The sequence below is a fragment of the Rahnella sp. PAMC25559 genome (genome assembly GCF_050632365.1).
Classification (GTDB): Bacteria; Pseudomonadota; Gammaproteobacteria; order Enterobacterales; family Enterobacteriaceae; genus Rahnella; species Rahnella rivi.
On record NZ_CP192543.1, the window covers coordinates 398,449 to 424,240 of the forward strand.

Annotated in this window: 41 protein-coding genes and 1 rRNA gene; 6 read left to right on the forward strand and 36 right to left on the reverse strand. The window is 48.8% G+C overall.

Annotation, left to right across the window (positions count from 1 at the left end; translation table 11 throughout):
• Positions 1 to 8: 8 nt before the first annotated feature.
• Positions 9 to 1,551 (reverse strand): 16S ribosomal RNA (locus ACQZQY_RS03150).
• A gap of 528 nt (positions 1,552 to 2,079) precedes the next feature.
• Here ACQZQY_RS03150 and ACQZQY_RS03155 point away from each other — a divergent pair.
• Positions 2,080 to 2,622 carry a gamma carbonic anhydrase family protein gene (locus ACQZQY_RS03155; protein ID WP_056778099.1) on the forward strand — a complete coding sequence of 181 codons (543 nt, stop codon included), beginning with the start codon at positions 2,080 to 2,082 and terminating at the stop codon, positions 2,620 to 2,622.
• A 49-nt stretch (positions 2,623 to 2,671) separates the two neighbouring features.
• Here the strand turns inward: ACQZQY_RS03155 and aroE are convergent, their stop codons facing one another.
• From aroE to dprA, 5 genes are read right to left on the reverse strand one after another with little or no spacing between them, the layout of a single operon-like run.
• Entirely contained in the window at positions 2,672 to 3,490 is an 819-nt protein-coding gene (gene aroE / locus ACQZQY_RS03160; protein WP_431296597.1) for a shikimate dehydrogenase, read from the reverse strand.
• A gap of 11 nt (positions 3,491 to 3,501) precedes the next feature.
• Positions 3,502 to 4,071 carry an L-threonylcarbamoyladenylate synthase type 1 TsaC gene (gene tsaC / locus ACQZQY_RS03165; protein ID WP_431296598.1) on the reverse strand — a complete coding sequence of 190 codons (570 nt, stop codon included), beginning with the start codon at positions 4,069 to 4,071 and terminating at the stop codon, positions 3,502 to 3,504.
• Positions 4,064 to 4,624, reverse strand: a complete 561-nt coding sequence (locus ACQZQY_RS03170) for a topoisomerase DNA-binding C4 zinc finger domain-containing protein (protein ID WP_431296599.1) — start codon at positions 4,622 to 4,624, stop codon at positions 4,064 to 4,066. The genes tsaC and ACQZQY_RS03170 overlap by 8 nt, the downstream gene beginning before the upstream one ends.
• 24 nt (positions 4,625 to 4,648) lie before the next feature.
• Positions 4,649 to 5,122 (reverse strand): DUF494 family protein, encoded by a 474-nt coding sequence (locus ACQZQY_RS03175; RefSeq protein WP_056778086.1) that lies wholly within the window; start codon positions 5,120 to 5,122, stop codon positions 4,649 to 4,651.
• The gene (gene dprA, locus ACQZQY_RS03180) at positions 5,094 to 6,263 is read right to left on the reverse strand and encodes a DNA-protecting protein DprA (protein ID WP_431296600.1); all 1,170 of its coding nucleotides are present in this window, start codon (positions 6,261 to 6,263) and stop codon (positions 5,094 to 5,096) included. The genes ACQZQY_RS03175 and dprA overlap by 29 nt, the downstream gene beginning before the upstream one ends.
• A gap of 128 nt (positions 6,264 to 6,391) precedes the next feature.
• On the opposite strand from dprA, the gene def reads away from it, so the two are divergent.
• The 5 genes from def to mscL all read left to right on the forward strand — a co-directional run bounded on the left by def (position 6,392) and on the right by mscL (position 11,204).
• On the forward strand, positions 6,392 to 6,904 hold the full coding sequence (def, locus tag ACQZQY_RS03185) for a peptide deformylase (RefSeq protein WP_056778079.1): 513 nt from the start codon (positions 6,392 to 6,394) through the stop codon (positions 6,902 to 6,904).
• Position 6,905: 1 nt separating this feature from the next.
• Positions 6,906 to 7,865, forward strand: a complete 960-nt coding sequence (gene fmt, locus ACQZQY_RS03190; protein ID WP_205965117.1) for a methionyl-tRNA formyltransferase — start codon at positions 6,906 to 6,908, stop codon at positions 7,863 to 7,865.
• 75 nt (positions 7,866 to 7,940) lie between these two features.
• Positions 7,941 to 9,230 carry a 16S rRNA (cytosine(967)-C(5))-methyltransferase RsmB gene (gene rsmB / locus ACQZQY_RS03195; protein ID WP_431296601.1) on the forward strand — a complete coding sequence of 430 codons (1,290 nt, stop codon included), beginning with the start codon at positions 7,941 to 7,943 and terminating at the stop codon, positions 9,228 to 9,230.
• 59 nt (positions 9,231 to 9,289) lie between these two features.
• Complete coding sequence (trkA, locus tag ACQZQY_RS03200; RefSeq protein ID WP_056778068.1) at positions 9,290 to 10,666, forward strand: Trk system potassium transporter TrkA; 1,377 nt, start codon at positions 9,290 to 9,292, stop codon at positions 10,664 to 10,666.
• 121 nt (positions 10,667 to 10,787) lie between these two features.
• Positions 10,788 to 11,204: a large-conductance mechanosensitive channel protein MscL gene (gene mscL / locus ACQZQY_RS03205; protein ID WP_431296602.1), complete on the forward strand. Its 417-nt coding sequence runs from the start codon at positions 10,788 to 10,790 to the stop codon at positions 11,202 to 11,204.
• Between the two features lie 28 nt (positions 11,205 to 11,232).
• Here mscL and ACQZQY_RS03210 read toward each other — a convergent pair whose 3' ends face one another.
• The 30 genes from ACQZQY_RS03210 to rplC form a co-directional block, all read right to left on the reverse strand.
• Positions 11,233 to 11,433 (reverse strand): alternative ribosome-rescue factor A, encoded by a 201-nt coding sequence (locus ACQZQY_RS03210; RefSeq protein WP_056778060.1) that lies wholly within the window; start codon positions 11,431 to 11,433, stop codon positions 11,233 to 11,235.
• A 54-nt stretch (positions 11,434 to 11,487) separates the two neighbouring features.
• Entirely contained in the window at positions 11,488 to 11,928 is a 441-nt protein-coding gene (gene zntR / locus ACQZQY_RS03215) for a Zn(2+)-responsive transcriptional regulator (protein ID WP_056778056.1), read from the reverse strand.
• A gap of 2 nt (positions 11,929 to 11,930) precedes the next feature.
• The gene (locus tag ACQZQY_RS03220; RefSeq protein WP_431296603.1) at positions 11,931 to 12,299 is read right to left on the reverse strand and encodes a DnaJ family domain-containing protein; all 369 of its coding nucleotides are present in this window, start codon (positions 12,297 to 12,299) and stop codon (positions 11,931 to 11,933) included.
• Positions 12,300 to 12,453: 154 nt separating this feature from the next.
• Complete coding sequence (gene rplQ, locus ACQZQY_RS03225) at positions 12,454 to 12,843, reverse strand: 50S ribosomal protein L17 (protein ID WP_013573706.1); 390 nt, start codon at positions 12,841 to 12,843, stop codon at positions 12,454 to 12,456.
• A 40-nt stretch (positions 12,844 to 12,883) separates the two neighbouring features.
• Positions 12,884 to 13,873, reverse strand: a complete 990-nt coding sequence (locus ACQZQY_RS03230; RefSeq protein WP_002919219.1) for a DNA-directed RNA polymerase subunit alpha — start codon at positions 13,871 to 13,873, stop codon at positions 12,884 to 12,886.
• A 25-nt stretch (positions 13,874 to 13,898) separates the two neighbouring features.
• Entirely contained in the window at positions 13,899 to 14,519 is a 621-nt protein-coding gene (gene rpsD / locus ACQZQY_RS03235) for a 30S ribosomal protein S4 (RefSeq protein ID WP_056778049.1), read from the reverse strand.
• A gap of 30 nt (positions 14,520 to 14,549) precedes the next feature.
• Positions 14,550 to 14,939 (reverse strand): 30S ribosomal protein S11, encoded by a 390-nt coding sequence (rpsK, locus tag ACQZQY_RS03240; protein WP_004929731.1) that lies wholly within the window; start codon positions 14,937 to 14,939, stop codon positions 14,550 to 14,552.
• Between the two features lie 17 nt (positions 14,940 to 14,956).
• Entirely contained in the window at positions 14,957 to 15,313 is a 357-nt protein-coding gene (gene rpsM / locus ACQZQY_RS03245; RefSeq protein WP_013573704.1) for a 30S ribosomal protein S13, read from the reverse strand.
• Between the two features lie 148 nt (positions 15,314 to 15,461).
• A complete protein-coding gene (rpmJ, locus tag ACQZQY_RS03250; RefSeq protein WP_012768118.1) occupies positions 15,462 to 15,578 on the reverse strand; it encodes a 50S ribosomal protein L36 in 117 nt (38 codons plus the stop codon).
• A gap of 33 nt (positions 15,579 to 15,611) precedes the next feature.
• Complete coding sequence (gene secY, locus ACQZQY_RS03255) at positions 15,612 to 16,943, reverse strand: preprotein translocase subunit SecY (protein ID WP_034793668.1); 1,332 nt, start codon at positions 16,941 to 16,943, stop codon at positions 15,612 to 15,614.
• Positions 16,944 to 16,950: 7 nt separating this feature from the next.
• A complete protein-coding gene (gene rplO / locus ACQZQY_RS03260; RefSeq protein ID WP_056778046.1) occupies positions 16,951 to 17,385 on the reverse strand; it encodes a 50S ribosomal protein L15 in 435 nt (144 codons plus the stop codon).
• A 3-nt stretch (positions 17,386 to 17,388) separates the two neighbouring features.
• A complete protein-coding gene (rpmD, locus tag ACQZQY_RS03265; RefSeq protein ID WP_013573701.1) occupies positions 17,389 to 17,568 on the reverse strand; it encodes a 50S ribosomal protein L30 in 180 nt (59 codons plus the stop codon).
• Between the two features lie 6 nt (positions 17,569 to 17,574).
• A complete protein-coding gene (rpsE, locus tag ACQZQY_RS03270; RefSeq protein ID WP_013573700.1) occupies positions 17,575 to 18,075 on the reverse strand; it encodes a 30S ribosomal protein S5 in 501 nt (166 codons plus the stop codon).
• Positions 18,076 to 18,089: 14 nt separating this feature from the next.
• Positions 18,090 to 18,443, reverse strand: coding sequence for a 50S ribosomal protein L18 (gene rplR / locus ACQZQY_RS03275; protein ID WP_034793671.1), 354 nt, complete (start codon positions 18,441 to 18,443; stop codon positions 18,090 to 18,092).
• 9 nt (positions 18,444 to 18,452) lie between these two features.
• Positions 18,453 to 18,986 carry a 50S ribosomal protein L6 gene (gene rplF / locus ACQZQY_RS03280; protein ID WP_056778041.1) on the reverse strand — a complete coding sequence of 178 codons (534 nt, stop codon included), beginning with the start codon at positions 18,984 to 18,986 and terminating at the stop codon, positions 18,453 to 18,455.
• Positions 18,987 to 18,999: 13 nt separating this feature from the next.
• Positions 19,000 to 19,392, reverse strand: a complete 393-nt coding sequence (gene rpsH, locus ACQZQY_RS03285) for a 30S ribosomal protein S8 (protein WP_013573697.1) — start codon at positions 19,390 to 19,392, stop codon at positions 19,000 to 19,002.
• A gap of 33 nt (positions 19,393 to 19,425) precedes the next feature.
• Positions 19,426 to 19,731 (reverse strand): 30S ribosomal protein S14, encoded by a 306-nt coding sequence (gene rpsN / locus ACQZQY_RS03290; protein WP_013573696.1) that lies wholly within the window; start codon positions 19,729 to 19,731, stop codon positions 19,426 to 19,428.
• Positions 19,732 to 19,744: 13 nt separating this feature from the next.
• Entirely contained in the window at positions 19,745 to 20,284 is a 540-nt protein-coding gene (gene rplE / locus ACQZQY_RS03295; protein ID WP_013573695.1) for a 50S ribosomal protein L5, read from the reverse strand.
• Positions 20,285 to 20,298: 14 nt separating this feature from the next.
• Positions 20,299 to 20,613 carry a 50S ribosomal protein L24 gene (rplX, locus tag ACQZQY_RS03300; protein WP_056778037.1) on the reverse strand — a complete coding sequence of 105 codons (315 nt, stop codon included), beginning with the start codon at positions 20,611 to 20,613 and terminating at the stop codon, positions 20,299 to 20,301.
• Between the two features lie 11 nt (positions 20,614 to 20,624).
• Positions 20,625 to 20,996 (reverse strand): 50S ribosomal protein L14, encoded by a 372-nt coding sequence (gene rplN / locus ACQZQY_RS03305; RefSeq protein ID WP_008457164.1) that lies wholly within the window; start codon positions 20,994 to 20,996, stop codon positions 20,625 to 20,627.
• Positions 20,997 to 21,165: 169 nt separating this feature from the next.
• The gene (gene rpsQ / locus ACQZQY_RS03310) at positions 21,166 to 21,420 is read right to left on the reverse strand and encodes a 30S ribosomal protein S17 (RefSeq protein ID WP_056778032.1); all 255 of its coding nucleotides are present in this window, start codon (positions 21,418 to 21,420) and stop codon (positions 21,166 to 21,168) included.
• On the reverse strand, positions 21,420 to 21,611 hold the full coding sequence (rpmC, locus tag ACQZQY_RS03315; protein WP_013573692.1) for a 50S ribosomal protein L29: 192 nt from the start codon (positions 21,609 to 21,611) through the stop codon (positions 21,420 to 21,422). The genes rpsQ and rpmC overlap by 1 nt, the downstream gene beginning before the upstream one ends.
• Entirely contained in the window at positions 21,611 to 22,021 is a 411-nt protein-coding gene (gene rplP / locus ACQZQY_RS03320; RefSeq protein WP_009639183.1) for a 50S ribosomal protein L16, read from the reverse strand. The genes rpmC and rplP overlap by 1 nt, the downstream gene beginning before the upstream one ends.
• 12 nt (positions 22,022 to 22,033) lie before the next feature.
• The gene (gene rpsC / locus ACQZQY_RS03325) at positions 22,034 to 22,732 is read right to left on the reverse strand and encodes a 30S ribosomal protein S3 (protein WP_056778028.1); all 699 of its coding nucleotides are present in this window, start codon (positions 22,730 to 22,732) and stop codon (positions 22,034 to 22,036) included.
• 17 nt (positions 22,733 to 22,749) lie between these two features.
• The gene (gene rplV / locus ACQZQY_RS03330) at positions 22,750 to 23,082 is read right to left on the reverse strand and encodes a 50S ribosomal protein L22 (RefSeq protein ID WP_004391423.1); all 333 of its coding nucleotides are present in this window, start codon (positions 23,080 to 23,082) and stop codon (positions 22,750 to 22,752) included.
• Positions 23,083 to 23,096: 14 nt separating this feature from the next.
• Positions 23,097 to 23,375 (reverse strand): 30S ribosomal protein S19, encoded by a 279-nt coding sequence (gene rpsS, locus ACQZQY_RS03335; protein ID WP_004929772.1) that lies wholly within the window; start codon positions 23,373 to 23,375, stop codon positions 23,097 to 23,099.
• Positions 23,376 to 23,389: 14 nt separating this feature from the next.
• Positions 23,390 to 24,214 carry a 50S ribosomal protein L2 gene (gene rplB / locus ACQZQY_RS03340; RefSeq protein WP_056778025.1) on the reverse strand — a complete coding sequence of 275 codons (825 nt, stop codon included), beginning with the start codon at positions 24,212 to 24,214 and terminating at the stop codon, positions 23,390 to 23,392.
• Positions 24,215 to 24,233: 19 nt separating this feature from the next.
• Positions 24,234 to 24,536, reverse strand: coding sequence for a 50S ribosomal protein L23 (gene rplW, locus ACQZQY_RS03345; RefSeq protein WP_056778023.1), 303 nt, complete (start codon positions 24,534 to 24,536; stop codon positions 24,234 to 24,236).
• Positions 24,533 to 25,138, reverse strand: a complete 606-nt coding sequence (rplD, locus tag ACQZQY_RS03350) for a 50S ribosomal protein L4 (RefSeq protein WP_056778021.1) — start codon at positions 25,136 to 25,138, stop codon at positions 24,533 to 24,535. Before rplD ends, rplW begins: the two co-directional genes overlap by 4 nt.
• Before the next feature lie 16 nt (positions 25,139 to 25,154).
• Positions 25,155 to 25,784 (reverse strand): 50S ribosomal protein L3, encoded by a 630-nt coding sequence (rplC, locus tag ACQZQY_RS03355; RefSeq protein ID WP_056778020.1) that lies wholly within the window; start codon positions 25,782 to 25,784, stop codon positions 25,155 to 25,157.
• Between the last annotated feature and the right edge of the window lie 8 nt (positions 25,785 to 25,792).

A 25,792-nucleotide genomic window follows, 5' to 3' on the forward strand; every position in this document is an offset into this window, starting at 1 on the left:
TCTTTAGGTAAGGAGGTGATCCAACCGCAGGTTCCCCTACGGTTACCTTGTTACGACTTCACCCCAGTCATGAATCACAAAGTGGTAAGCGCCCTCCCGAAGGTTAAGCTACCTACTTCTTTTGCAACCCACTCCCATGGTGTGACGGGCGGTGTGTACAAGGCCCGGGAACGTATTCACCGTAGCATTCTGATCTACGATTACTAGCGATTCCGACTTCATGGAGTCGAGTTGCAGACTCCAATCCGGACTACGACATACTTTATGAGGTCCGCTTGCTCTCGCGAGTTTGCTTCTCTTTGTATATGCCATTGTAGCACGTGTGTAGCCCTACTCGTAAGGGCCATGATGACTTGACGTCATCCCCACCTTCCTCCGGTTTATCACCGGCAGTCTCCTTTGAGTTCCCGACATTACTCGCTGGCAACAAAGGATAAGGGTTGCGCTCGTTGCGGGACTTAACCCAACATTTCACAACACGAGCTGACGACAGCCATGCAGCACCTGTCTCAGAGTTCCCGAAGGCACTAAGCTATCTCTAGCGAATTCTCTGGATGTCAAGAGTAGGTAAGGTTCTTCGCGTTGCATCGAATTAAACCACATGCTCCACCGCTTGTGCGGGCCCCCGTCAATTCATTTGAGTTTTAACCTTGCGGCCGTACTCCCCAGGCGGTCGACTTAACGCGTTAGCTCCGGAAGCCACGCCTCAAGGGCACAACCTCCAAGTCGACATCGTTTACAGCGTGGACTACCAGGGTATCTAATCCTGTTTGCTCCCCACGCTTTCGCACCTGAGCGTCAGTCTTTGTCCAGGGGGCCGCCTTCGCCACCGGTATTCCTCCAGATCTCTACGCATTTCACCGCTACACCTGGAATTCTACCCCCCTCTACAAGACTCTAGCTTGCCAGTTTCAAATGCAGTTCCCAAGTTAAGCTCGGGGATTTCACATCTGACTTAACAAACCGCCTGCGTGCGCTTTACGCCCAGTAATTCCGATTAACGCTTGCACCCTCCGTATTACCGCGGCTGCTGGCACGGAGTTAGCCGGTGCTTCTTCTGCGAGTAACGTCAATGCTCAGTGCTATTAACACTGAACCCTTCCTCCTCGCTGAAAGTGCTTTACAACCCTAAGGCCTTCTTCACACACGCGGCATGGCTGCATCAGGCTTGCGCCCATTGTGCAATATTCCCCACTGCTGCCTCCCGTAGGAGTCTGGACCGTGTCTCAGTTCCAGTGTGGCTGGTCATCCTCTCAGACCAGCTAGGGATCGTCGCCTAGGTGAGCCATTACCCCACCTACTAGCTAATCCCATCTGGGCACATCCGATGGCGTGAGGCCCGAAGGTCCCCCACTTTGCTCTTGCGAGGTCATGCGGTATTAGCTACCGTTTCCAGTAGTTATCCCCCTCCATCAGGCAGTTTCCCAGACATTACTCACCCGTCCGCCGCTCGTCACCCAGAGAGCAAGCTCTCCTGTGCTACCGCTCGACTTGCATGTGTTAGGCCTGCCGCCAGCGTTCAATCTGAGCCATGATCAAACTCTTCAATTAAAAGTTCGATTTGCTTAAACAAGTTAAGCGGTGCTCAAAAATTAACTTTCGTAATAATTCACTAAAATGAATTACTGCTTGGTCACTCTTTAAGACTTGATATTTTTTGCCACCGAGGTGGCTGATATCGTCTTGTGAGTGCCCACACAGATTGTCTGATAAATTGTTAAAGAGCAGTGAGTTACGCGCTTTCGCTTGCTAACTCGAGGTGGCGTATATTACGCTTTCCTCATTCAGTGTCAACCGTTTATTTCATCCGGTCATCACTGTTTTTAATCTTTCCGACCCGGTTACTTCGTGATGTTGTTCACGTTGTTCCCTGTCGATGGAGCGGCATTATAGGGATCCGTATTTTTTGCACAAGCATTTATTTCGATAAAAAGGATCGACTGCGTGTTTTTCAACCCCATCGGGGAGATCTCACTCGATCCGCGGGTTTTACAACCGATCCAGGCACCTCATAATTGGTATTTCTTCATACCCGAACTATATTGCCAAGATTAAAACCCAATTATGAGGTAATTAAACATGTCTCAGGCATTACGTGCATATCAGGGATCATTGCCCACCTTGGGGGAAAACGTCATGGTTGACCCCTCAAGCGTCATCATTGGTGATGTTGCTCTCGCGGACGATGTCAGTATCTGGCCATTGGTTGTGATACGTGGTGACGTTAATCACGTTGTCATCGGTTGCAGAACCAATGTCCAAGATGGGAGCGTATTGCATGTCACCCACCAGTCTCGTCACAATCCGGAAGGTCATCCGCTGATCATTGGTGAGGATGTGACTGTCGGTCATAAAGCTATGTTGCATGGTTGTACCATCGGCAATCGGGTACTGGTAGGAATGGGATCAATACTGCTGGATGGGGCGATCATTGAAGATGACGTGATGATCGGTGCAGGAAGTCTGGTCCCCCCAGGGAAGCGACTTGAAAGTGGATATCTTTATCTGGGAAGTCCGGTGAAGCAGATCCGGGAGCTTACGTCTGAAGAACTTGCAGGACTGACTTACTCTTCCAGTAACTATGTTACCTGGAAAGATCTGTATCTTACCGACCAGAAATGATTAAACGGTTCTCATGCCTGAAGCATCTTTCTTCAGGCATGCTTCAAAATTAACTCAGCAAATCCTGCTTCAATTGCGCCAGCACGGGTTCAATCTCAGGCATAACACCATGCCAAAGATGAAATGCATGTGCTGCCTGCCCGACCAGCATGCCCAAACCATCTGCATAATGCGTCACTCCCTTCTTTTGCGCCCATTCGATAAAAGGTGTGAGTCCGGCCTGATAGTACATATCGTATAAGCGAGTCTGCGGGGTGATCACTTCTTGGGGAATCGCTGGGATCTCACCTTTAATACCAGAGGCAGTAGCATTGATGATCAAATCAAATGATTCTTTCATCAGCTCTTCCAATGGCATTGCCTGAATATCGCCTCTGCTTTCAAAAATATGGCTTAAATGCTGTGCCCTCTCGAACGTCCGGTTAGTCACGACAAGAGAACAACCATAAGACAGCAGCGGAAGAATGACGCCCCGCGCCGCGCCGCCGGCGCCGATCAGCAGAACCCGGTCGCCTTTACGGATGAGGTTGAGCCGTTCAAGATCGCTCAGCATACCGATGCCATCGGTGTTATCCCCCAGCAGACGCCCGTCCTCAAGTTTCTTCAGAGTGTTCACCGCGCCAGACAATGCCGCACGATCGGTCAGTTCATCACACTCAGCAAATGCGCGCTCTTTAAAAGGGACTGTGATATTCGCCCCCTGGGCTTCACCGTGAAAAAAGGATCGTAGTGTTTCCTCAAACTCTTCGTGCGGGGCCAACACCGTTCCATAAGTATGATCAATACCCGTCTGGACGGCGAAAAGTGCATGAATTCTTGGTGACTTACTGTGACTAATCGGATTCCCAAACACTGCAAAAGATGGCATGAACTCGATCCTTAGCCCTGGCGAATGAGATCCCCGGTGAGGGCATCCCGGATTTCTGATGGATTTTCTCTTCCGCCGACATTACCCGCCAGAACCGGAAACTCATTCCCAAATTGCTGACTGACTTCTGCTGCGAAACGACAAGGTGGCTCACCATTGAGGTTGGCGCTGGTGGATACCAGAGGCTTTCCAAATTTCTGGCAGAGTTCTTTAACCTGAGGGTGATCCGTAACACGAACCGCGAGCGAGGAAAAACGCCCGGTCAGCCAGTCAGGAGTGGAGACTTTAGCAGGCATTACCCAGGTGACGGGGCCGGGCCATGAGGACCATATTGTCTGACGTTGTTGCTCAGTTAAAAAAGAGTCATCTATATAAGGGAGGAGTTGCTGATAATTATCAGCAATTAAAATCAGCCCTTTATCTTTAGGACGTTTTTTTAGCGCCAGCAGTGCTTCGACTGCAAGTTCACTGTCAGGGTCGCATCCCAAACCAAAGACGGCCTCTGTGGGGTACGCGATCACTTGTTGTTGACGCAGTGCTTCAAGCACTACGCTAAATGAGTTTTCAGCTTCTTTATTCATCTGTTAGGTTATCTTTCGTTTGTACGGCTTTTCCGCATAATTTACTGGCACAAAATAATTTAATACCGTGCGCTGTTTTCTTTTCCATTAACAAGGAGTAGTGGCAATACGCACACTCGCCCGCGACAGGCTTATTATTAATAGCAAACTGACAATCAGGATAGCGATCACAGGCATGAAAGACTTTGCCGAACCGTGATTTGCGCTGTAACAGATGCCCGCTGCCGCACTGTGGACAACTCAGACTGGTTTCTTCAGGTTTGTCGATCACTTCAATATGATCACATTCGGGATATTGGCTGCATCCAATAAACATTCCATAACGGCCCTGACGCAATACCAGTGTCGATTCACATTTTGGGCAGTGCTGCCCATCCAGTACTTTGACGATATGGCCGTCAGCCTGCGCTTTGAGCGGTCGAATATACTGACATTGTGGATAAGAAGAACAGCTGAGAAAGGGGCCGTGGCGACCACTACGGATCACCAAACCGGCCCCGCATTCCGGACAGGATTCATTTTGCTTCTCAGCAAAAAGTGCTGCTTTAGTCATACGCTATGTTTTACCTGTTATCTGTTAGTGCAGATAACCTTCATTAACTTCAAATAACAGCTCTTCCATTTGCTGATACGCACTTTCATATCCGGGAATATTAAAGAGAACCATCAGCACGACCCACTTAAGATCTTCAAGATCGAACTCTTCAGTGTCCAGAGCCATAACACGATCGATAACCATCTCCCTGGTATCGAAATTCAACACTTTGATCTGTTCGAGGAACAATAAAAAACCACGACACATGCAATCTAACCGGTTTGTTTCCTCATCGGTGTAGATTCGTAATGCTGAAGGATCAGAATCCAGCATGTAAGATGGGGTTCCACCCTCTTGCATATCCGCAAGTTTTTCAAGCCAATTCAACGCATTGTGAATATCGGCCCGGTGGAAACCAGCCTCGGTCAAGTCATCCGTTAACCTATCCTCGTCAACATTCATCTCCGCTTCGTTGTGAATGTAAGTTTCAAATAAGTACATTAGTACGTCGAACATGGCCTGCCCTCTTAATTCGGACATAGCCGCCGGATACAGCTGCGATCCATCCTGCTAACTCCAGCTCGAGTAGTTTACCTACCACTTCTGGCACAGGTTGGCCGGCACGTTCGGCGACGACGTCAACAGATGTCACCTCATATTCTACGTTAGCCAACACATCAGCAAATGGCAATTCAACTTCGTCATCTTGTGCATAAAAAATCGCCTCTGAGGCACATATTTCCTCATCCTGTGGAATTTGCCGCAATGATGAGTCCACAGGCGCCGGAAACCATGTCAACCCGCTGCCCATATGCTCGGCGATATCCTTGGGTTCGGTGACCAGATAAGCACCCTGGCGGATAAGCCAGTGCGTTCCTTCTGAAGTCAGACTGCCCAGCGGTCCCGGTAAAGCAAATATTTCCCTGCCCTGCTCCAGCGCAAAGCGGGCTGTGATTAACGAGCCACTGCGCAGCGTCGCTTCAACCACCAAAACGCCCACGCTCAGGCCACTGATAATCCGATTTCTGCGAGGAAAGTGTGCGGCAATGGGAGGCATGGAGACTAAATGCTCTGACACCAGTGCGCCTCCTTGCGCCAGAATGCGGTCAGCTAATTTGGAATGACGTGCTGGGTAGCGGTTCATTAATCCGCTACCCAGCACAGCGACAGTGTTTCCGTCTGAATCCAGAGCGGCTTTATGGCTGATGCCATCTATCCCCAGAGCAAGTCCGCTCGTGACGGTAAACCCGCTGCAAACTAATCCACCGGCAAAAACCTGCGCATAGTGATCACCATAGTGGGTGAAGTGGCGACTTCCAACCATAGCAATCTGCGGGGATGACAACAGTCCAGCTTGTCCTTCGACAAAAAGAATTAACGGAGGTGACGATATCTGTGCCAATAGAGGCGGATAAAACTCACTGTCAAAGGTAACCAGATGGCGGTTATCACCTTCCAGCCACTTCAGGGAAGCCAAAAGCCATTGCCGGTTGATTTGAAGAAAATCATCACTCTGCTCAGGTGAAAGTCCGCAACCAGAAAGCCCGGACCTCGTGTAATCCCCCCGACTAAACAGAGCCTGGATAATCCCTTCAGCACGATGAGCGCTGAGCCGTTTCACCGCAGACAAACGTATCCATACTTCCTGTAGTGTCATTACTGCGCTCCGTTTCAATGCCTTTTAGCGAGTGATTCAATTGGCAGAGGATGCTGTCAATCGGAGCGAGAAATGTCTAGAATAGAAACTATATATCTTCAATCAATTGAATAAAGATCCAGAAAAATATGTCCGTATTACAGATATTACATTTCCCAGACGAGCGGCTTCGCATTACTGCAAAACCGGTCAAAGTAGTTGACGCCAAAATCCAGCAAATCGTGGATGATATGTTCGAAACCATGTATGCAGAGGAAGGCATTGGTCTGGCTGCGACTCAGGTCGACATCCATCAGCGTATTATTGTCATTGATGTTTCTGAAAATCGTGACGAGCGCCTGGTGCTCATCAACCCTGAGTTGCTGGAAAAAAGCGGCGAAACGGGCATTGAAGAAGGCTGCCTGTCGATTCCAGATCAACGTGCCCTTGTTCCACGCGCTGAGAAAGTGAAAATTCGTGCTCTGGACCGTGAAGGCAAAAGCTTCGAACTTGAAGCTGACGACTTGCTGGCGATCTGCATTCAACATGAAATGGATCATCTGGTCGGTAAATTGTTTGTGGATTACTTATCTCCACTGAAACGTCAGCGCATCCGTCAGAAAATGGAAAAGATGGCCAAGCTGAACGCCCGGCCTGACTAATATTCGTGTAACACAGGATACTGCTTTGCGGATTATATTTGCCGGTACACCCGATTTTGCAGCGCGTCATCTTGACGCGCTTTTGACATCTGAACATCAGGTTGTGGGTGTATTCACCCAACCTGATCGCCCCTCTGGCCGTGGCAATAAGCTGACTGCAAGCCCGGTAAAAATGCTGGCAGAGGCCAACAACATTCCGGTTTTCCAGCCTAAATCTTTGCGGCCCGAAGAAAATCAAACGCTGGTTTCCGCGTTAGAAGCGGACATCATGGTTGTTGTTGCCTATGGGCTGATTTTGCCTAAAGCCGTACTGGAAATGCCGAGACTGGGATGCATCAATGTGCATGGTTCTCTGCTTCCACGCTGGCGCGGTGCGGCACCAATCCAACGTTCGCTGTGGGCCGGAGATACTAAAACGGGCATCACTATTATGCAGATGGATGTGGGACTGGATACCGGCGACATGCTGCATAAGGTCGAGTGCGATATCTTGCCTGAAGATACAAGCGCATCACTTTATAACAAACTGGCATTACTCGGCCCATCTGGGTTGCTTGAAACGCTACACCAGCTGGCAAAGGGCACTGCTCTTCGGGAAGTTCAGGATGAAGCGCATGTCACTTATGCAGAAAAACTCAGTAAAGAAGAAGCTCGCTTAGACTGGATGCTTTCTGCTGAGCAACTTGAACGTTGCATCCGTGCCTTTAACCCGTGGCCAGTCAGTTATTTCATGATTGACGACCAACCGGTGAAAGTATGGCTGGCAGAAACTTTGCCCGATGAAACTGGTGCGCTACCGGGCACCATTATCGCCGCAGATAAAAAAGGGATACAGATTGCGACCGCCAGCGGTATCCTGAATATCACCCAACTCCAGCCTTCGGGTAAAAAAGCCATGTCCGCGCAGGACTTGCTGAACTCTCGTCGTGAATGGTTTATCGCAGGCACTCGTTTAGCCTGACCATTACGACTACGCCCGGCTTAATGCCGGGCCTTATCCCCATGATAATGCTGATATTGTTCAGCTTCTTTGACTATGAAAACAGCCTATAATCTCCGTAGTATTGCAGCGCAAGCTATTAGCCAGGTATTAGACAAAGGTCTGTCGCTTTCCACCGTTCTTCCCGGTTTGCAGAAAAACATCTCAGATAAAGATCGCGGATTACTGCAGGAATTGTGTTTCGGTACGCTGAGGGTTTTACCTCAGCTGGAATGGTGTTTGCAGCAACTCATGGCAAAACCATTAACGGGTAAACAACGGACTCTGCATTATTTACTGATGGTTGGCTTATACCAGCTGATCCATACCCGTATCCCTGCACACGCCGTTCTGGCAGAAACCGTTGACGGTGCTGTAGCACTCAAACGTCCACAATTAAAAGGTTTGATCAACGGTGTTCTGCGTCAGTTCCAGCGACAGCAGGAAGAGTTACTTCCGAAAATGGCCAATAATGACAGCCGTCATTTGCACCCAAGCTGGCTGTTAAATCGTCTGAAGAAAGCCTATCCCGCACAATGGGAAAATATCGTTGATGCTAATAACCAAAGACCACCGATGTGGTTACGCGTCAATCGTCTGCATCATACCCGGGATGAGTATCTGAAGCTGTTGAGCGAAGCTCAGATTGAGGCGATTGCGCATGACGAGTATCGCGATGCACTTCGTCTGGTCACACCTTGCCAGGTGAACCTGCTGCCAGGATTCGCAGAAGGATGGGTGACAGTTCAGGATGCATCGGCACAGGGTAGCGTTGATCTGCTGGATCCGCAGGATGGGGAAATGATCCTCGATTTATGCTGCGCCCCGGGCGGAAAAACCACACATATTTTGGAAGCAGCGCCTAAAGCGCATGTGTTAGCCATCGATGTGGACGAGCAGCGACTAAAGCGGGTCCATGAGAATCTCCAGCGCCTTAAAATGAGTGCTGAAGTCAAAAAAGGTGACGGCCGCGAGCCACAAAACTGGGCTGGCGACCGTGTCTTCGATAAAATTCTTCTCGATGCTCCATGTTCCGCTACCGGTGTTATTCGCAGACATCCGGACATCAAATGGCTGCGCCGTGATAGTGATATTGCGGAACTCGCAAAACTGCAAAAAGAAATTCTGGAAGCCGTCTGGCCGCGACTGAAAAGTCAGGGTGTAATGGTTTATGCCACCTGCTCAATTCTGCCCGATGAAAACAGCGAACAAATTTCTGCTTTTTTACAAACGCATCCCGATGCAATGTTGGTTGAAACCGGTTCAGCTGAAAAACCAGGCCGACAAAATCTGCCTCATGCTGAAGACGGCGATGGCTTCTATTACGCTAAACTGATTAAACGTTAAACGTCTGCATTAGCGCTATCTACTCAGGCTGATACTTTTTAGGCAAAGCAGAGAATCATATGAAAATAATCATTCTCGGTGCCGGGCAAGTTGGCGGAACGCTCGCCGAAAACCTGGTAGGCGAAAACAACGATATTACCGTTGTTGATACTAATACCGTTCGTTTACGTCAGCTCCAGGACAAGTTCGATCTGCGCGTCGTGCAAGGTCATGGCTCTCACCCGCGCGTTTTACGCGAAGCCGGCGCCGAAGATGCCGATATGTTAGTGGCAGTCACAAACTCCGATGAAACTAATATGGTGGCCTGTCAGATAGCGTATTCATTATTCAACACACCCAATCGCATTGCCCGAATACGCTCGACTGAATATATCCGTGAATCGGAAAAGCTCTTCAATCCTGAAGCGGTGCCCATTGATCATTTGATTTCTCCTGAGCAGTTAGTCACGGACTACATCTACAAACTGATTGAGTATCCAGGCGCACTTCAGGTCGTAAACTTTGCCGAAGGTAAAGTCAGCATTGCTGCGGTTAAAGCCTATTACGGTGGTCCGCTGGTGGGAAATGCCCTTTCATCAATGCGTGAGCACATGCCACATATTGAAACCCGTGTTGCTGCGATATTCCGCCACGAACGTCCGATACGTCCCCAGGGTTCAACAATTATAGAAGCAGGCGATGAAGTGTTCTTTGTCGCAGCCTCTCAGCACATACGTGCGGTAATGAGTGAACTTCAGCGGCTTGAAAAGCCTTACAAACGAATCATGATTGTGGGTGGTGGCAACGTTGGAGCTGGGCTGGCACAAAAGCTTGAGAAAAATTACAGCGTAAAACTCATCGAACGGGATCAGCAACGTGCCGCTGAACTGGCGGAACTTCTGCAAGACACTATCGTGTTTTACGGTGATGCGTCCGACCAAGAATTGCTGGCAGAAGAACACATCGAACAAGTAGATGTATTTATCGCGATCACCAATGACGATGAAGCCAATATTATGTCCGCCATGCTTGCCAAACGTATGGGCGCTAAGAAAGCCATGGTGCTTATTCAACGCAGCGCTTATGTCGACCTGGTTCAAGGCAGCGTTATTGATATCGCTATTTCACCTCAACAAGCCACCATATCAGCTCTGCTGGGTCACGTGAGAAAAGCGGATATTGTGAGCGTTTCATCATTGCGCCGGGGAGTAGCTGAGGCGATCGAGGCGATTGCGCATGGCGATGAAACTACGTCAAAGGTAGTTGGCCGTACTGTCGAACAAATTAAGCTTCCGCCTGGCACAACGATCGGGGCTATTGTTCGCGGTAATGAAGTCATCATTGCTAACGGAAACAGCAGGATACAACAAGGTGATCATGTCGTCATGTTCATCACCGACAAAAAGTTTGTCAGAGACGTTGAACGTTTGTTCCAGCCAAGTCCGTTCTTCTTATAACGCACACAGCTCGACAGGTTTTGTTTAAAATAGATTTCTGAAGCTAAGTTTTGTAGCGAAGACGCTACAAATGGTCTTTACTTTGTTTGACACAATTGTTGAATTTGCCAAGGAGAATTTTATGAGTTTTATGAAAGAGTTTCGTGAGTTTGCCATGCGAGGCAACGTGGTTGACCTGGCTGTAGGTGTCATCATCGGTGCCGCATTTGGGAAAATAGTATCATCACTGGTTGCTGACATTATTATGCCGCCACTGGGATTACTTATCGGTGGCGTTGATTTCAAACAGTTTACTCTGGTACTCCGGGAAGCGCAGGGCACAGTACCCGCCGTTGTGATGCATTACGGTGTCTTTATCCAGAACATCTTTGATTTCATTATTGTTGCATTAGCCATTTTTTGTGCGATTACACTGATGAATAAGATGCGTCGGAAACAAGAAGATGTACCCTCTGCACCGCCTAAACCGACCGCAGAAGAAACACTGTTAGCAGAAATACGTGACTTGTTAAAAGAGCAACAGACACCGAAGTTCTAAGGGACTCAGAACCCTCATTCGGGCTTGCTTATGAAGGGCAGTGTTGAATATTCGTAAAACACTCAACACTGCCCTCCAGATAACGCCCTTTTCCATTTTTTTCTTTGCGACGGTAACTGCCTTTTCCCTTCAGATTCTTTTCTATTCGCTGCTTAAAGAGCGGATCATGCAAAAGTGCTTGTAACGCATTTTCCTGAATAATGCCTTTCTGGTGCTTGTAGTTACTCATAAATTCCTCAGTTTAATCATTAACTGCCTAAAATACCGCCGCATCATACTGCGTTCATTCTTCATGTGAAAGGGATTTCAATGTCACTTTTCCAGCCCCGTCCTCTAATGCTTCGAGGATAGAACAGCTGATGCTTGAGTGTGAAGAACCGCAGCACGCCTTGCTCAACCTCTGAAGCGATTCTTTCATGCGCTCAAGCTCCTTCAGTTTGAGCTCAACTTCTGCAAGCCGCTCCTCAACAATCGACTTTGATTCCTGGCAGGTATGATGAGCTGGATCAATTCGAATCGACAGTAATTCTCTGATCGCTTCCAGAGTGAAGCCTGTTGATTTGGCGTACCGAATGAAGCGCAGTCTTTGCAGATCATTGTCATCATATTGACGATACCCCGAACTGTCACGTTGTGCTGAACTCATCATCCCCTGCTTTTCATAGTAGCGAACAGTATCATTCGAAACATTTGCGAGCCGGGCTAATTCGCCAATTTTAAACATGTTTACTCACCTTTAAATTTCCCTCTAATGGCGTCGTTATAACACCCATCAATAAAATCTGTATTCATGCCCGACCGTTGTAATCTTAACTTGAGCAGTTGAAGGCGCTTCTCAATGACGCACAACTCTGGATCATTCGGCGCCAAGCATCTAAGCATATGTTCTAACTCGAGAGCTTCCTTACGATCTTGCAACTCAGGAGGTAAATACCCCGCATTCCTGAGAATACGATAAGCAACCCGGAGTTCTGCAGGCACCGCACTGTCATCATCTAAAACCAATGGCTTGCCTTTACCGGATAAGTTTTCGAACTCGCCTCTAGCAATCGCTTCTTTGATGTATTTTTCCACCCATTGATCAACCAAAAACATGGCAGAGCCTCGCCAACATTAAATGTGATTCATTAGTACAGAGTAGCGCGAAAACAAGGGTAATTCAGAATGGCGCAGAGAAAGAAATTATGGAAGGGATAAATTTTAGATGTAAAAAAACCGGGCAAGCCCGGTTTTTTCATGCATCTACAGATTATTCAGCAGTTGCTACTTCTGCTTTTGACTCTGCACGATCAACGAGCTCGATGTATGCCATCGGCGCATTGTCGCCTGCACGGAAACCACACTTAAGAATACGAGTGTAACCACCGGCACGGCTCGCGAAACGCGGGCCCAGTTCATTAAACAGTTTTGCCACGATCTCGTTATCACGAGTACGGGCGAATGCCAGACGACGATTTGCAACGTTGTCGGTCTTGGCAAGAGTAATCAGCGGCTCAACAACGCGACGCAGCTCTTTCGCTTTCGGCAGGGTCGTCTTGATGATCTCATGACGAACCAAAGAGCCGGCCATGTTACGGAACATAGCCTGTCGGTGGCTGCTGTTACGGTTCAGTTGACGACCACTCTTACGATGGCGCATGACCTTATCCTTCTCAGTAAAACCTTAACCTGTGATCCGGTTACTCGTCAGCAATACTTGCTGGTGGCCAGTTTTCCAGGCGCATGCCTAGTGACAAACCACGGGACGCAAGTACGTCTTTGATCTCAGTAAGAGATTTTTTACCCAGGTTAGGTGTTTTAAGTAACTCAACCTCGGTACGCTGTACCAGATCACCGATGTAGTGGATTGCTTCTGCTTTAAGGCAGTTAGCAGAGCGGACAGTCAATTCCAGATCGTCAACAGGGCGCAGCAGGATTGGATCGAATTCCGGCTTCTCTTCTTTGACTTCCGGTTGACGTACATCACGTAAATCAACGAAAGCTTCAAGTTGTTCAGCAAGAATGGTTGCCGCACGACGGATCGCCTCTTCAGGATCGATCGTACCGTTGGTTTCCATTTCGATAACCAGCTTGTCCAAATCAGTACGCTGTTCTACACGCGCTGCTTCAACATTGTAGGCAATTCGCTCTACAGGGCTGTAGCATGCATCTACTAACAGACGACCAATTGGGCGCTCATCTTCTTCCGAATGAATTCGGGCAGACGCCGGTACATATCCACGACCACGTTGAACTTTGATGCGCATGCTAATAGCTGCGTTCTCATCGGTCAGATGGCAGATGACATGTTGCGGCTTGACGATTTCGACATCACCATCATGGGTAATGTCGGCTGCAGTCACAGGGCCAATGCCAGACTTATTCAGGGTAAGAATAACTTCATCTTTCCCTTGAACTCTCACCGCCAGCCCTTTCAGGTTGAGCAGGATCTCCAGGATATCTTCCTGTACGCCTTCTTTGGTGCTGTACTCATGCAGTACACCATCAATCTCAACCTCGGTCACCGCGCAACCCGGCATGGATGAAAGCAGAATACGGCGCAGTGCGTTGCCTAAAGTATGGCCAAAGCCACGTTCTAAAGGCTCAAGGGTCACCTTGGCGTGCGTCGAACTGACTTGCTCGATATCTACCAGGCGCGGTTTTAGAAACTCTGTCACAGAACCCTGCATTGTGTCCTCTCTTTGGTACTAAGCTTTACTTAGAGTAAAGCTCGACGATCAGGTGTTCGTTAATGTCGGAAGACAGATCAGTACGTTCAGGCATACGCTTGAACACACCTTCCATCTTAGCAGCATCAACTTCAAGCCAAGTCGGCTTTTCACGCTGTTCAGCCAACTCCAAAGCGGCCTTCACACGAGATTGCTTTTTAGCTTTCTCTCGGATGCTGACAACGTCATTCGGAGATACCTGATAAGAAGCGATGTTAACAACGCGACCGTTTACCATGATAGCTTTGTGGCTAACTAACTGGCGCGATTCCGCACGAGTAGCGCCGAAGCCCATACGATAAACAACGTTGTCCAAACGACCTTCCAGGAGTTGCAACAGGTTTTCACCGGTGTTGCCTTTCAGGCGTGCTGCTTCTTTATAATAGTTACGGAACTGACGCTCAAGAACACCGAAGATACGGCGAACTTTTTGCTTTTCACGTAACTGTACACCGTAATCAGACAGACGCGGTTTACGCGCACCATGCTGACCAGGAGCTTGTTCAATTTTACACTTGGTATCGATCGCGCGAACGCCAGATTTAAGGAATAAATCTGTGCCCTCACGACGGCTAAGCTTGAGCTTAGGACCCAAATATCTTGCCATTTTCTCTCTCCAACAAACCTAAAAGCAGCGTTATACGCGACGCTTTTTCGGCGGACGACAACCGTTATGAGGGATAGGAGTCACATCAGTAATATTAGTGATGCGGAAACCAGCCGCGTTTAACGCGCGGATAGTAGACTCACGACCAGGACCAGGTCCTTTAACCATAACTTCCAGATTCTTGATACCGTATTCTTTCACTGCGTCAGCGCAGCGCTCTGCTGCAACCTGAGCTGCGAACGGAGTGGATTTACGAGAACCACGGAAACCGGAACCACCAGCTGTTGCCCAACCCAAAGCATTACCCTGACGATCGGTAATGGTAACAATGGTGTTGTTGAAAGAAGCATGGATATGAGCCACGCCGTCAGAGACTTGTTTTCTTACACGTTTACGTGTACGAACAGGTGCCTTTGCCATTTATTCAATCACCCCGATTATTTCTTGATCGGTTTACGCGGACCCTTACGGGTACGTGCGTTAGTCTTGGTACGCTGACCGCGTACTGGAAGACCACGACGATGACGCAAACCACGATAAGTTCCAAGGTCCATAAGACGCTTGATGCTCAGGGTGACTTCACGACGCAGATCACCTTCAACAATGAACTTGGCAACTTCGTCACGCAGTTTTTCGATTTGCTCTTCAGACAGCTCACTGATCTTAACATTTTCAGCAATACCGGATGCAGCACAGATAGACTGTGAGCGGGTTTTACCGATGCCGTAGATCGAAGTTAATGCGATCACGGTATGTTTCTGATCAGGAATGTTAATGCCTGCTATACGGGCCACTATGCACTCCTACTATTTATATACGGCAATACCATTCTGAAAAGCCCGTTTTCAGGATACTCAAATAGTATTGCTGCTTACATACAAAAGATTGGCTGGCTAATCTAGCCAGCTCAACCCAACTTTGCAAGAAAAATATGCGAGATAATCAGCCTTGACGCTGTTTATGCTTCGGTTCTGCGCTGCAGATTACGCGAACGATACCGTTACGCTTAACAATTTTGCAGTTACGACATAATTTCTTGACGGAAGCACGAACTTTCATTTTTACTCTCCGTAACTTCTCAAACGCACCAGATTAGCGGTTATAGCCTTTCAGGTTTGCTTTCTTCAATGCAGACTCGTACTGACTTGACATCATCAGAGTTTGCACTTGAGCCATAAAGTCCATAATGACAACGACTACGATGAGTAGAGAAGTACCACCAAAGTAGAATGGAACTTTCATCGCGTCACGCATGAACTCCGGGATAAGGCAGATGAAAGTAATATACATCGCACCAATTAAGGTTAAGCGAGTCATTACTTTATCGATGTACTTCGCCGTTTGCTCTCCCGGACGAATTCCTGGTACAAATGCACCGGACTTCTTCAGGTTATCTGCTGTCTCACGCGGGTTGAACACCAGCGCAGTATAAAAGAAACAGAAGAAGATGATTGCAGTCGCATAGAGTAACACATAAAGCGGTTGTCCAGGCTGCAAATACAGCGAAATCGTAGTCAGCCAGTTCCAACCAGTCCCGCCCCCAAACCATGATGCAATCGTGGCAGGGAACAGAATTATGCTGGAAGCGAAGATTGCAGGGATAACCCCAGCCATATTCACTTTCAACGGTAAGTGCGTGCTCTGTGCTGCATAAACACGACGACCTTGTTGGCGTTTAGCGTAGTTAACGACAATACGACGTTGGCCACGTTCAACAAACACCACAAAGAAAGTCACTGCAAACACTAAAACTGCAACCAACAGCAACAGGAGGAAGTGCAGGTCGCCTTGCCGAGCTTGTTCGATAGTATGGGCAACTGCTGGCGGGAGACCCGCTACGATACCTGCAAAGATAATGATTGAAATACCGTTACCGATACCTCGTTCAGTAATCTGTTCACCCAGCCACATCAGGAACATTGTCCCGGTAACTAAGCTCACTACTGCAGTAAAGTAGAACGCAAAGCCTGGATTTAACACCAAGCCCTGCATACCAGGCATATTCGGAAGACCGGTAGCAATACCGATCGACTGAAACACTGCCAATACCAGCGTACCGTAGCGGGTATACTGACTAATCTTACGACGGCCAGCCTCCCCTTCTTTCTTAATTTCTGCTAACGCCGGATGAACCACCGTTAAGAGCTGGATAATAATCGATGCCGAAATGTACGGCATGATTCCCAGAGCAAAGATAGAAGCACGGCTAAGAGCACCACCAGAGAACATGTTAAACATTTCAATGATGGTGCCTCTTTGCTGTTCGAGCAATTTGGCAAGTACAGTGGCATCAATACCAGGGATCGGAATAAAAGAGCCGATACGGAAAACAATCAGCGCACCGATAACAAACAAAAGTCTGCGCTTCAGTTCGCCTAGTCCACCCTTGGCACTTTGGAAATCTAACCCCGGTTGCTTAGCCATCTGCTACTTATTCCTCAATTTTACCGCCAGCAGCTTCGATAGCAACACGAGCGCCTTTGGTGACACGCAAACCACGCAGAGTTACCGCACGACCGACTTCGCCTGAAAGGATTACTTTCGCGAATTCAATCTGGATACCAACTACGTTAGCGGCTTTCAGCGCGTTCAGGTCGATCACGTCGCCTTCCACCAGAGCCAGTTCAGACAGACGAACTTCTGCCGTGATCATAGCTTTGCGGGAGGTGAAGCCGAATTTCGGCAAACGACGATATAAAGGCATCTGACCACCTTCAAAACCACGACGTACGCCACCGCCAGAACGTGAGTTCTGACCTTTGTGACCACGACCAGCGGTTTTACCCAGGCCAGAACCGATACCACGACCTACACGCTTAGGCGCTTGTTTGGCACCATCAGCCGGAGACAGAGTATTTAAACGCATCTCTTACTCCTCAACCTTAACCATGTAGGAAACCAGGTTGATCATACCGCGTACAGCAGGAGTATCCTCGCGCTCAACGGTGTGACCAATACGACGCAGACCCAGACCAAGCAGAGTAGCTTTATGCTTCGGCAGACGGCCAATGGAACTGCGAGTTTGTGTAACTTTAATAGTCTTTGCCATGGTTAATTACCCCAGAATTTCTTCAACGGATTTACCACGCTTGGCAGCGACCATTTGTGGGGATTTCATATTTGCCAGAGCATCAATAGTTGCACGAACCACGTTAATTGGGTTTGTAGAACCGTAAGCTTTAGCTAATACGTTATGAACCCCTGCAACTTCCAGGACGGCGCGCATTGCACCACCGGCAATAATACCGGTACCTTCGGAAGCCGGCTGCATGAACACACGGGAACCCGTATGAGCACCTTTAACAGGATGCTGCAGGGTGCCGCTATTCAGCGCGACATTCATCATGTTGCGACGGGCTTTTTCCATCGCTTTCTGGATCGCTGCCGGAACTTCGCGTGCTTTGCCGTAGCCAAAACCAACGCGACCGTTACCATCACCAACTACTGTCAGTGCGGTAAAGCTGAAGATACGGCCACCTTTTACGGTTTTAGATACGCGGTTTACCGCGATCAGCTTTTCCTGCAGTTCGCCAGCTTGTTTTTCGATGTGAGCCATCTTAAACCTCTTCCTTAGAACTGAAGGCCAGCTTCACGGGCAGCATCTGCCAGTGCCTGGACTCGACCATGATATTGGAAACCGGAACGGTCAAAGGATACTTTCGTGATCCCTTTTTCCAATGCGCGTTCTGCGATAGCTTTACCTACAGCAGTGGCAGCATCTTTGTTGCCGGTATACTTCAGTTGCTCAGTAATAGTTTTTTCTACAGTAGATGCAGCAACTAATACTTCAGAACCGTTTGGTGCGATAACCTGTGCGTAAATATGACGCGGGGTACGATGTACCACCAGGCGAGTCGCACCCAATTCCTTGAGCTTGCGGCGTGCGCGGGTCGCACGACGGATACGAGCAGATTTCTTATCCATAGTGTTACCTTACTTCTTCTTAGCCTCTTTGGTACGCACGACTTCGTCGGCGTAACGGACACCCTTGCCTTTATAAGGCTCAGGACGACGGTAGGCACGTAAATCCGCAGCAACCTGACCAATGACTTGTTTATCAGCGCCTTTCAGCACGATTTCAGTCTGGGTAGGACATTCTGCAGTAACGCCTTCCGGCAGTTGGTGCTCGACTGGGTGAGAGAAGCCTAAGGCCAAATTCACCACATTGCCTTTAACAGCAGCACGATAACCAACACCTACCAATTGAAGCTTTTTAGTGAAGCCGTCGGTAACACCTATAACCATAGAGTTCAACAGTGCACGAGTGGTACCCGCTTGGGCCCAGCCGTCTACAAAACCTTCGTTCGGACCGAAGGTCAGTGTATTTTCTTCCTGTTTAACTACAACGGCGTCATGGATAGTACGTGACAGCTCGCCGTTTTTACCCTTAATCGAAATAACCTGACCGTTGAGTTTTACCTCTACGCCGGCAGGAATGACGACGGGTGCTTTTGCAACACGAGACATGCTTTCCTCCCGATTAAGCTACGTAGCAGATAATCTCGCCACCAAGACCAGCCTGGCGAGCTGCACGATCAGTCATAACACCTTTAGAGGTAGAAATAACAGCGATACCCATACCGGCCATAACCTTTGGCAGCTCATCTTTTTTCTTGTAGATGCGCAGACCAGGGCGGCTGATACGTTGAATGCTTTCTACCACTGCCTTGCCCTGGAAGTACTTCAGTACTAATTCCAGTTCAGGTTTGGCGTCGCCTTCGATTTTAAATTCTTCAATGTAGCCTTCTTCCTTCAGCACGTTGGCAATAGCCACTTTCAGCTTGGAGGAAGGCATGGTGACCGCAACTTTGTTCGCGGCTTGACCGTTACGGATACGGGTCAGCATATCCGCGATCGGATCTTGCATGCTCATCTGTCTTTACTCCCGTGATTCAATTGGTGACAATTACCAGCTAGCCTTTTTAAGACCCGGAATTTCACCGCGCATAGCGGCTTCACGGACCTTAATACGGCTCAACCCGAACTTCCGCAGGAAAGCATGCGGACGACCAGTTTGACGGCAGCGGTTACGCTGACGAGACGGGCTGGAATCACGCGGCAGAGACTGCAGCTTAAGAACTGCATCCCAACGATCTTCGTCGGATGAGTTCACACCAGAGATAATAGCTTTCAATTCCTCGCGTTTAGCGCGGTATTTATCAGCCAGTTTTACGCGAACGACTTCGCGTGCTTTCATGGATTGCTTAGCCATTAGTAACCCTGCCTTACTTGCGGAACGGGAAGTTAAAGGCTGTCAGCAATGCACGGCCTTCATCATCGGATTTCGCAGTAGTGGTGATAGTAATATCTAAACCACGAACGCGATCGACTTTATCATAATCGATTTCCGGGAAGATGATCTGTTCACGCACGCCCATGCTGTAGTTACCACGACCATCGAAAGACTTAGCAGACAAGCCGCGGAAGTCACGAATACGTGGAACAGCAATGGAGACCAGACGCTCAAAGAACTCCCACATGCGTTCGCCGCGGAGGGTTACTTTACAGCCGATCGGATAGCCCTGACGGATTTTGAAGCCTGCAACTGATTTGCGTGCTTTGGTGATCAACGGTTTTTGACCGGAGATTGCTGCCAGGTCAGCTGCTGCGTTATCCAGCAGTTTCTTGTCAGCGATCGCTTCACCAACACCCATGTTCAGGGTGATCTTCTCGACCCGAGGGACTTGCATGACAGAATTGTAACCAAACTCAGCCATGAGTTTTTTTACGACATCGTCTTTGTAGTAATCATGCAGTTTCGCCATCGTACTACTCCAAATTACTTGATAGTTACGCTGTTAGACTTGAAGAAACGTACTTTTTTGCCGTCTTCGAATCTAAAGCCTACACGGTCCGCCTTGCCAGTTGCCGTGTTGAAGAGTGCAACGTTAGAAACCGGAATTGCAGCTTCTTTTTCAACGATGCCGCCTGGTTGGTTCAGGGCCGGTACAGGCTTCTGATGTTTCTTAACCAGGTTGATACCTTCAACAATGACCTTACCAGAAGTCAGGACATTTTTAACTTTACCGCGCTTACCTTTATCTTTACCGGTAAGCAGGATAACTTCGTCATCACGACGGATTTTCGCTGCCATGGTTTCGCTCCTTAGAGTACTTCTGGTGCCAGAGAGATAATTTTCATGAACTTCTCATTACGCAGTTCACGAGTTACCGGCCCAAAAATACGCGTGCCGATTGGCTGTTCGCTGTTATTGTTTAAAATAACGCAAGCATTACCATCGAAGCGAATGACAGAACCGTCCGGGCGACGAACACCCTTCTTGGTGCGCACCACTACCGCCTTCAGCACATCGCCTTTCTTCACCTTACCGCGAGGAATTGCTTCCTTGATGGTAATTTTGATGATGTCGCCGACGCCTGCGTAGCGACGGTGCGAGCCACCTAGAACCTTGATACACATTACGCGACGTGCACCGGAGTTGTCGGCCACGGTCAGCATAGTCTGTTCTTGGATCATGTTAGTGCTCCGCTAATGTCAACTACAACTTAGGACCCAGGATAGGTCATTAAGAAATCCCCACAATATGAGGGCGCGGCATTATAACACCGGTTCCCGATTATGGGTAGAAAAAATAAACGGCCCACGTACATGAGCCGTTTATTTGTTTTTGAGAAGCGCTACTGTATTACAGAATCGCTTTCTCTACAACGCGAACCAAGGTCCAAGACTTAGTCTTAGACAGTGGACGGCATTCGCTGATTTCTACAACGTCGCCGATACCACATTCATTGTTCTCGTCATGTACGTGCAATTTGGTCGTACGTTTGATGAATTTACCGTAAATCGGATGTTTCACCACACGCTCAATCGCAACAACCATGGATTTCTCCATTTTGTCACTGATTACACGACCCTGCAGAGTACGGATCTTATCAGTCATTACGCACCCGCCTTTTCAGTCAGTAAAGTTTTCACACGTGCAACATCACGACGCACTTGTTTCAACAGGTGTGTTTGCTGCAACTGACCGCTTGCCGTTTGCATGCGCAGGTTAAACTGCTCACGCAAAAGGTTCAGCAACTCAGTGTTCAGCTCTTCCACGCTTTTTTCGCGCAGCTCTTGTGCTTTCATTACATCACCGTCTTAGTTACAAAGGTGGTTTTGATAGGCAGTTTGGCTGCTGCCAGCTGGAAGGCTTCACGAGCCAGCTCTTCAGGCACACCGTCCATTTCATACAGGACTTTACCAGGCTGAATCAAAGCAACCCAATACTCTACGTTGCCTTTACCTTTACCCATACGAACTTCGAGCGGTTTCTCGGTGATCGGTTTGTCCGGGAATACTCGGATCCAGATCTTACCTTGACGCTTAACTGCACGGGTCATCGCACGACGTGCTGCTTCAATTTGACGAGCAGTCAGACGACCACGGCCAACAGCTTTCAGACCGTAAGTGCCGAAGCTCACATCCGTACCTTGCGCAAGACCACGGTTGCGGCCCTTGTGCACCTTACGGAATTTTGTACGCTTTGGTTGTAACATCAGCGACTCTCCTTACTTGCGGCCTTTACGCTGCTGCTTTTTAGGTTGAGCAGCCGGTTCCGGTTGTTCAACTGCAGCCATACCACCCAGGATCTCACCTTTGAAGATCCATACCTTAACGCCGATTACACCGTAAGTGGTGTGCGCTTCAGATGTGTTGTAATCGATATCCGCACGCAGAGTATGCAACGGAACACGACCTTCACGGTACCATTCGGTACGCGCGATTTCAGCACCGCCAAGGCGGCCGCTTACTTCAACTTTGATACCTTTAGCGCCAAGACGCATTGCGTTCTGTACAGCACGCTTCATAGCACGACGGAACATAACACGACGTTCCAGCTGTGAAGTGATGCTGTCAGCAACCAATTTTGCGTCCAGTTCCGGTTTACGGATTTCGGCGATGTTAATCTGCGCAGGAACGCCAGCGATATCCGCTACGACCTTACGCAGTTTTTCGACATCTTCACCTTTCTTGCCGATTACGATGCCAGGACGAGCGGTGTGAATAGTCACACGGATGCTCTTCGCTGGACGCTCGATAACGATGCGAGAAACGGAAGCTTTCGACAATTCCTTAGTCAGGAACTGGCGAACTTTAAAGTCGCTGTCCAGGTTGTCAGCGAAATCTTTGGTATTTGCATACCAAGTAGAATTCCAAGGTTTGACAATACCTAGGCGAATACCATTAGGATGTACTTTCTGACCCATTGCTAGTCTCCAGAGTCTCAGCGATCGGACACAACCACAGTAATGTGGCTGGTGCGCTTCAGGATACGATCTGCACGACCTTTAGCACGCGGCATAATGCGCTTCATGCTTGGGCCTTCGTCTACGAAAATCTTCGTGACTTTCAGATCATCGATGTCAGCGCCATCGTTGTGTTCTGCGTTAGCAATGGCAGACTCCAGCACCTTCTTAACCAGACCAGCAGCTTTCTTGTTGGTGTAGGCCAAAGTTTCCAGAGCTTGCGACACTTTCTTACCGCGGATCAGGTCAGCAACAAGGCGGACCTTCTGAGCAGAAGAACGAGCGTGGCGATGTTTAGCTATAGTTTCCATCTCTTCCTCCTACCTTAGCGCTTTTTAGCTTTTTTATCAGCCGCATGGCCGCGATAAGTACGAGTCGGCGCGAATTCACCCAGTTTGTGACCGACCATTTCATCGGAAACGAACACTGGTACGTGCTGACGACCATTATGGACAGCGATGGTCAAACCGATCATGTTAGGAAAGATCGTTGAACGACGGGACCAAGTGCGCAAAGGCTTCTTGTCACCGCTTTCCACCGCTTTCTCTACCTTCTTCAGCAAGTGCAGGTCAATAAAAGGACCTTTCTTGAGAGAACGTGGCATGGCTTATCCTCTAATTATTTTTTACTACGGCGACGTACAATGAATTTATCAGTACGCTTGTTGCTACGGGTCTTCTTACCTTTGGTTTGAACGCCCCACGGAGTTACCGGGTGCTTACCAAAGTTACGACCTTCACCACCACCGTGTGGGTGATCGACTGGGTTCATCGCAGTACCGCGAACGGTAGGACGAATACCACGCCAACGACTTGCACCTGCTTTACCCAGAACGCGAAGCATATGTTCAGAGTTACCGACTTCACCTAAGGTGGCGCGGCAATCAATCTGAACTTTACGCATTTCGCCAGAGCGCAGACGCAGAGTTACGTAGGAACCGTCACGAGCAACGATCTGAACGTAAGCACCAGCTGAGCGAGCCATCTGGCCGCCTTTACCTGGTTTCATTTCTACGTTGTGAACCGTTGAACCTACTGGGATGTTGCGCATAGGCAGGGCGTTACCTGTCTTGATTGCAGCATCAACGCCAGATTGGATCTGGTCACCCACTTTCAGGCCTTTCGGCGCCAGGATATAACGGCGTTCACCGTCTTTGTACAGAACCAGCGCGATATTCGCGGAACGGTTCGGATCGTACTCCAGACGCTCAACCACTGCAGCGATGCCATCTTTGTTGCGTTTAAAGTCAACAAGACGGTAATGCTGTTTGTGGCCACCACCGATATGACGGGTGGTGATACGGCCATTGTTGTTACGGCCACCGCTTTTGCTCAGTTTTTCAAGCAGCGGGGCATAAGGTTTACCCTTGTGCAGCTCAGGGTTAACCACTTTAACAACGTGGCGACGACCCGGAGATGTAGGTTTACATTTAACAATTGCCATTGTTTCTTACTCCTCCGACTTACTCAGCGCCGCTGATGAAGTCCAGATTCTGGCCTTCTTTCAGGGTGACGTAAGCTTTTTTCCAGTCGCTACGACGACCAACACGCTGACCCTGACGTTTCACTTTGCCTTTAACCAGCAAGGTGTTTACGTCTTCGACTTCGACTTCAAACAGTTTCGAAACCGCAGCTTTGATTTCTGCTTTAGTCGCGTCTTTGGCAACTTTGAGTACGATGGTGTTGTTCTTTTCCATCGCGGTAGAAGCTTTTTCAGAAACGTGCGGCGCGCGCAGCACTTTCAGCAGACGTTCTTCACGAATCATGCCAGCATCTCCTCAACTTGCTTCACAGCGTCAGCAGTCATAACCACTTTGTCGAAGGCGATCAGGCTTACTGGATCGATACCTGCTACATCGCGAACGTCAACCTTGTACAGGTTACGTGCGGCCAGGAACAGATTCTCGTCGACTTCGCCAGTTACAATCAGCACGTCTTCCAGAGCCATGTCTTTCAGTTTCTGTGCCAGCAGCTTAGTTTTAGGCGCTTCTACAGAGAACGATTCGACAACGATCAGACGATCTTGACGTACCAGTTCGGACAGAATGCTTTTCAGCGCGCCGCGGTACATCTTTTTATTTACTTTTTGACTGTGGTCCTGTGGCTTTGCAGCGAAGGTTACACCACCGGAACGCCAGATTGGGCTCTTTACAGAACCTGCACGCGCACGGCCAGTACCTTTCTGACGCCAAGGTTTTTTACCGGAACCAGTTACTTCAGCACGGGTCTTCTGAGCGCGAGTACCTTGACGGGCACCTGCTGCATAAGCAACAACGACCTGGTGTACAAGCGCTTCATTGAAATCACGCCCGAAGGTAGTTTCGGAAACAGTCAGCGCGCTTTGCGCGTCTTTCACTACTAATTCCATTCCTATCTCCTCGACGTTAAGCCTTAACAGCAGGTTTAACGATCAGGTTGCCACCGGTAGCACCCGGAACAGCACCCTTGACCAGTAGCAGGTTGCGCTCAGCATCAACACGTACTACATCCAGGCTCTGAACGGTTACACGTTCGTTACCCAGTTGGCCTGCCATTTTCTTACCTTTGAACACTTTACCTGGAGTCTGATTCTGACCGATTGAACCATGTCCACGGTGTGCCAAGGAGTTACCGTGGGTAGCATCTTGGGTACGGAAGTTCCAGCGCTTAACTGTGCCAGCAAAACCTTTACCTTTAGAAGTACCGGTAACATCGACTTTCTTAACGTCTGCGAAAATTTCAACGCTAATGTTCTGACCTGCAGTAAATTCTTCACCTTCTGCAAGGCGGAATTCCCACAAACCACGGCCAGCTTCTACGCCAGCTTTAGCGAAGTGACCCGCTTCTGGTTTGGTTACACGGTTAGCTTTTTTGCTACCAGTAGTAACCTGCACAGCACGGTAACCATCGTTGTCCAGGTCTTTGACCTGAGTAACGCGGTTTGCTTCAATTTCGATAACGGTTACTGGGATTGAAACGCCATCTTCTGTGAAGATACGAGTCATGCCCACTTTCTTACCGACTAAACCAATCATTGTTTCAA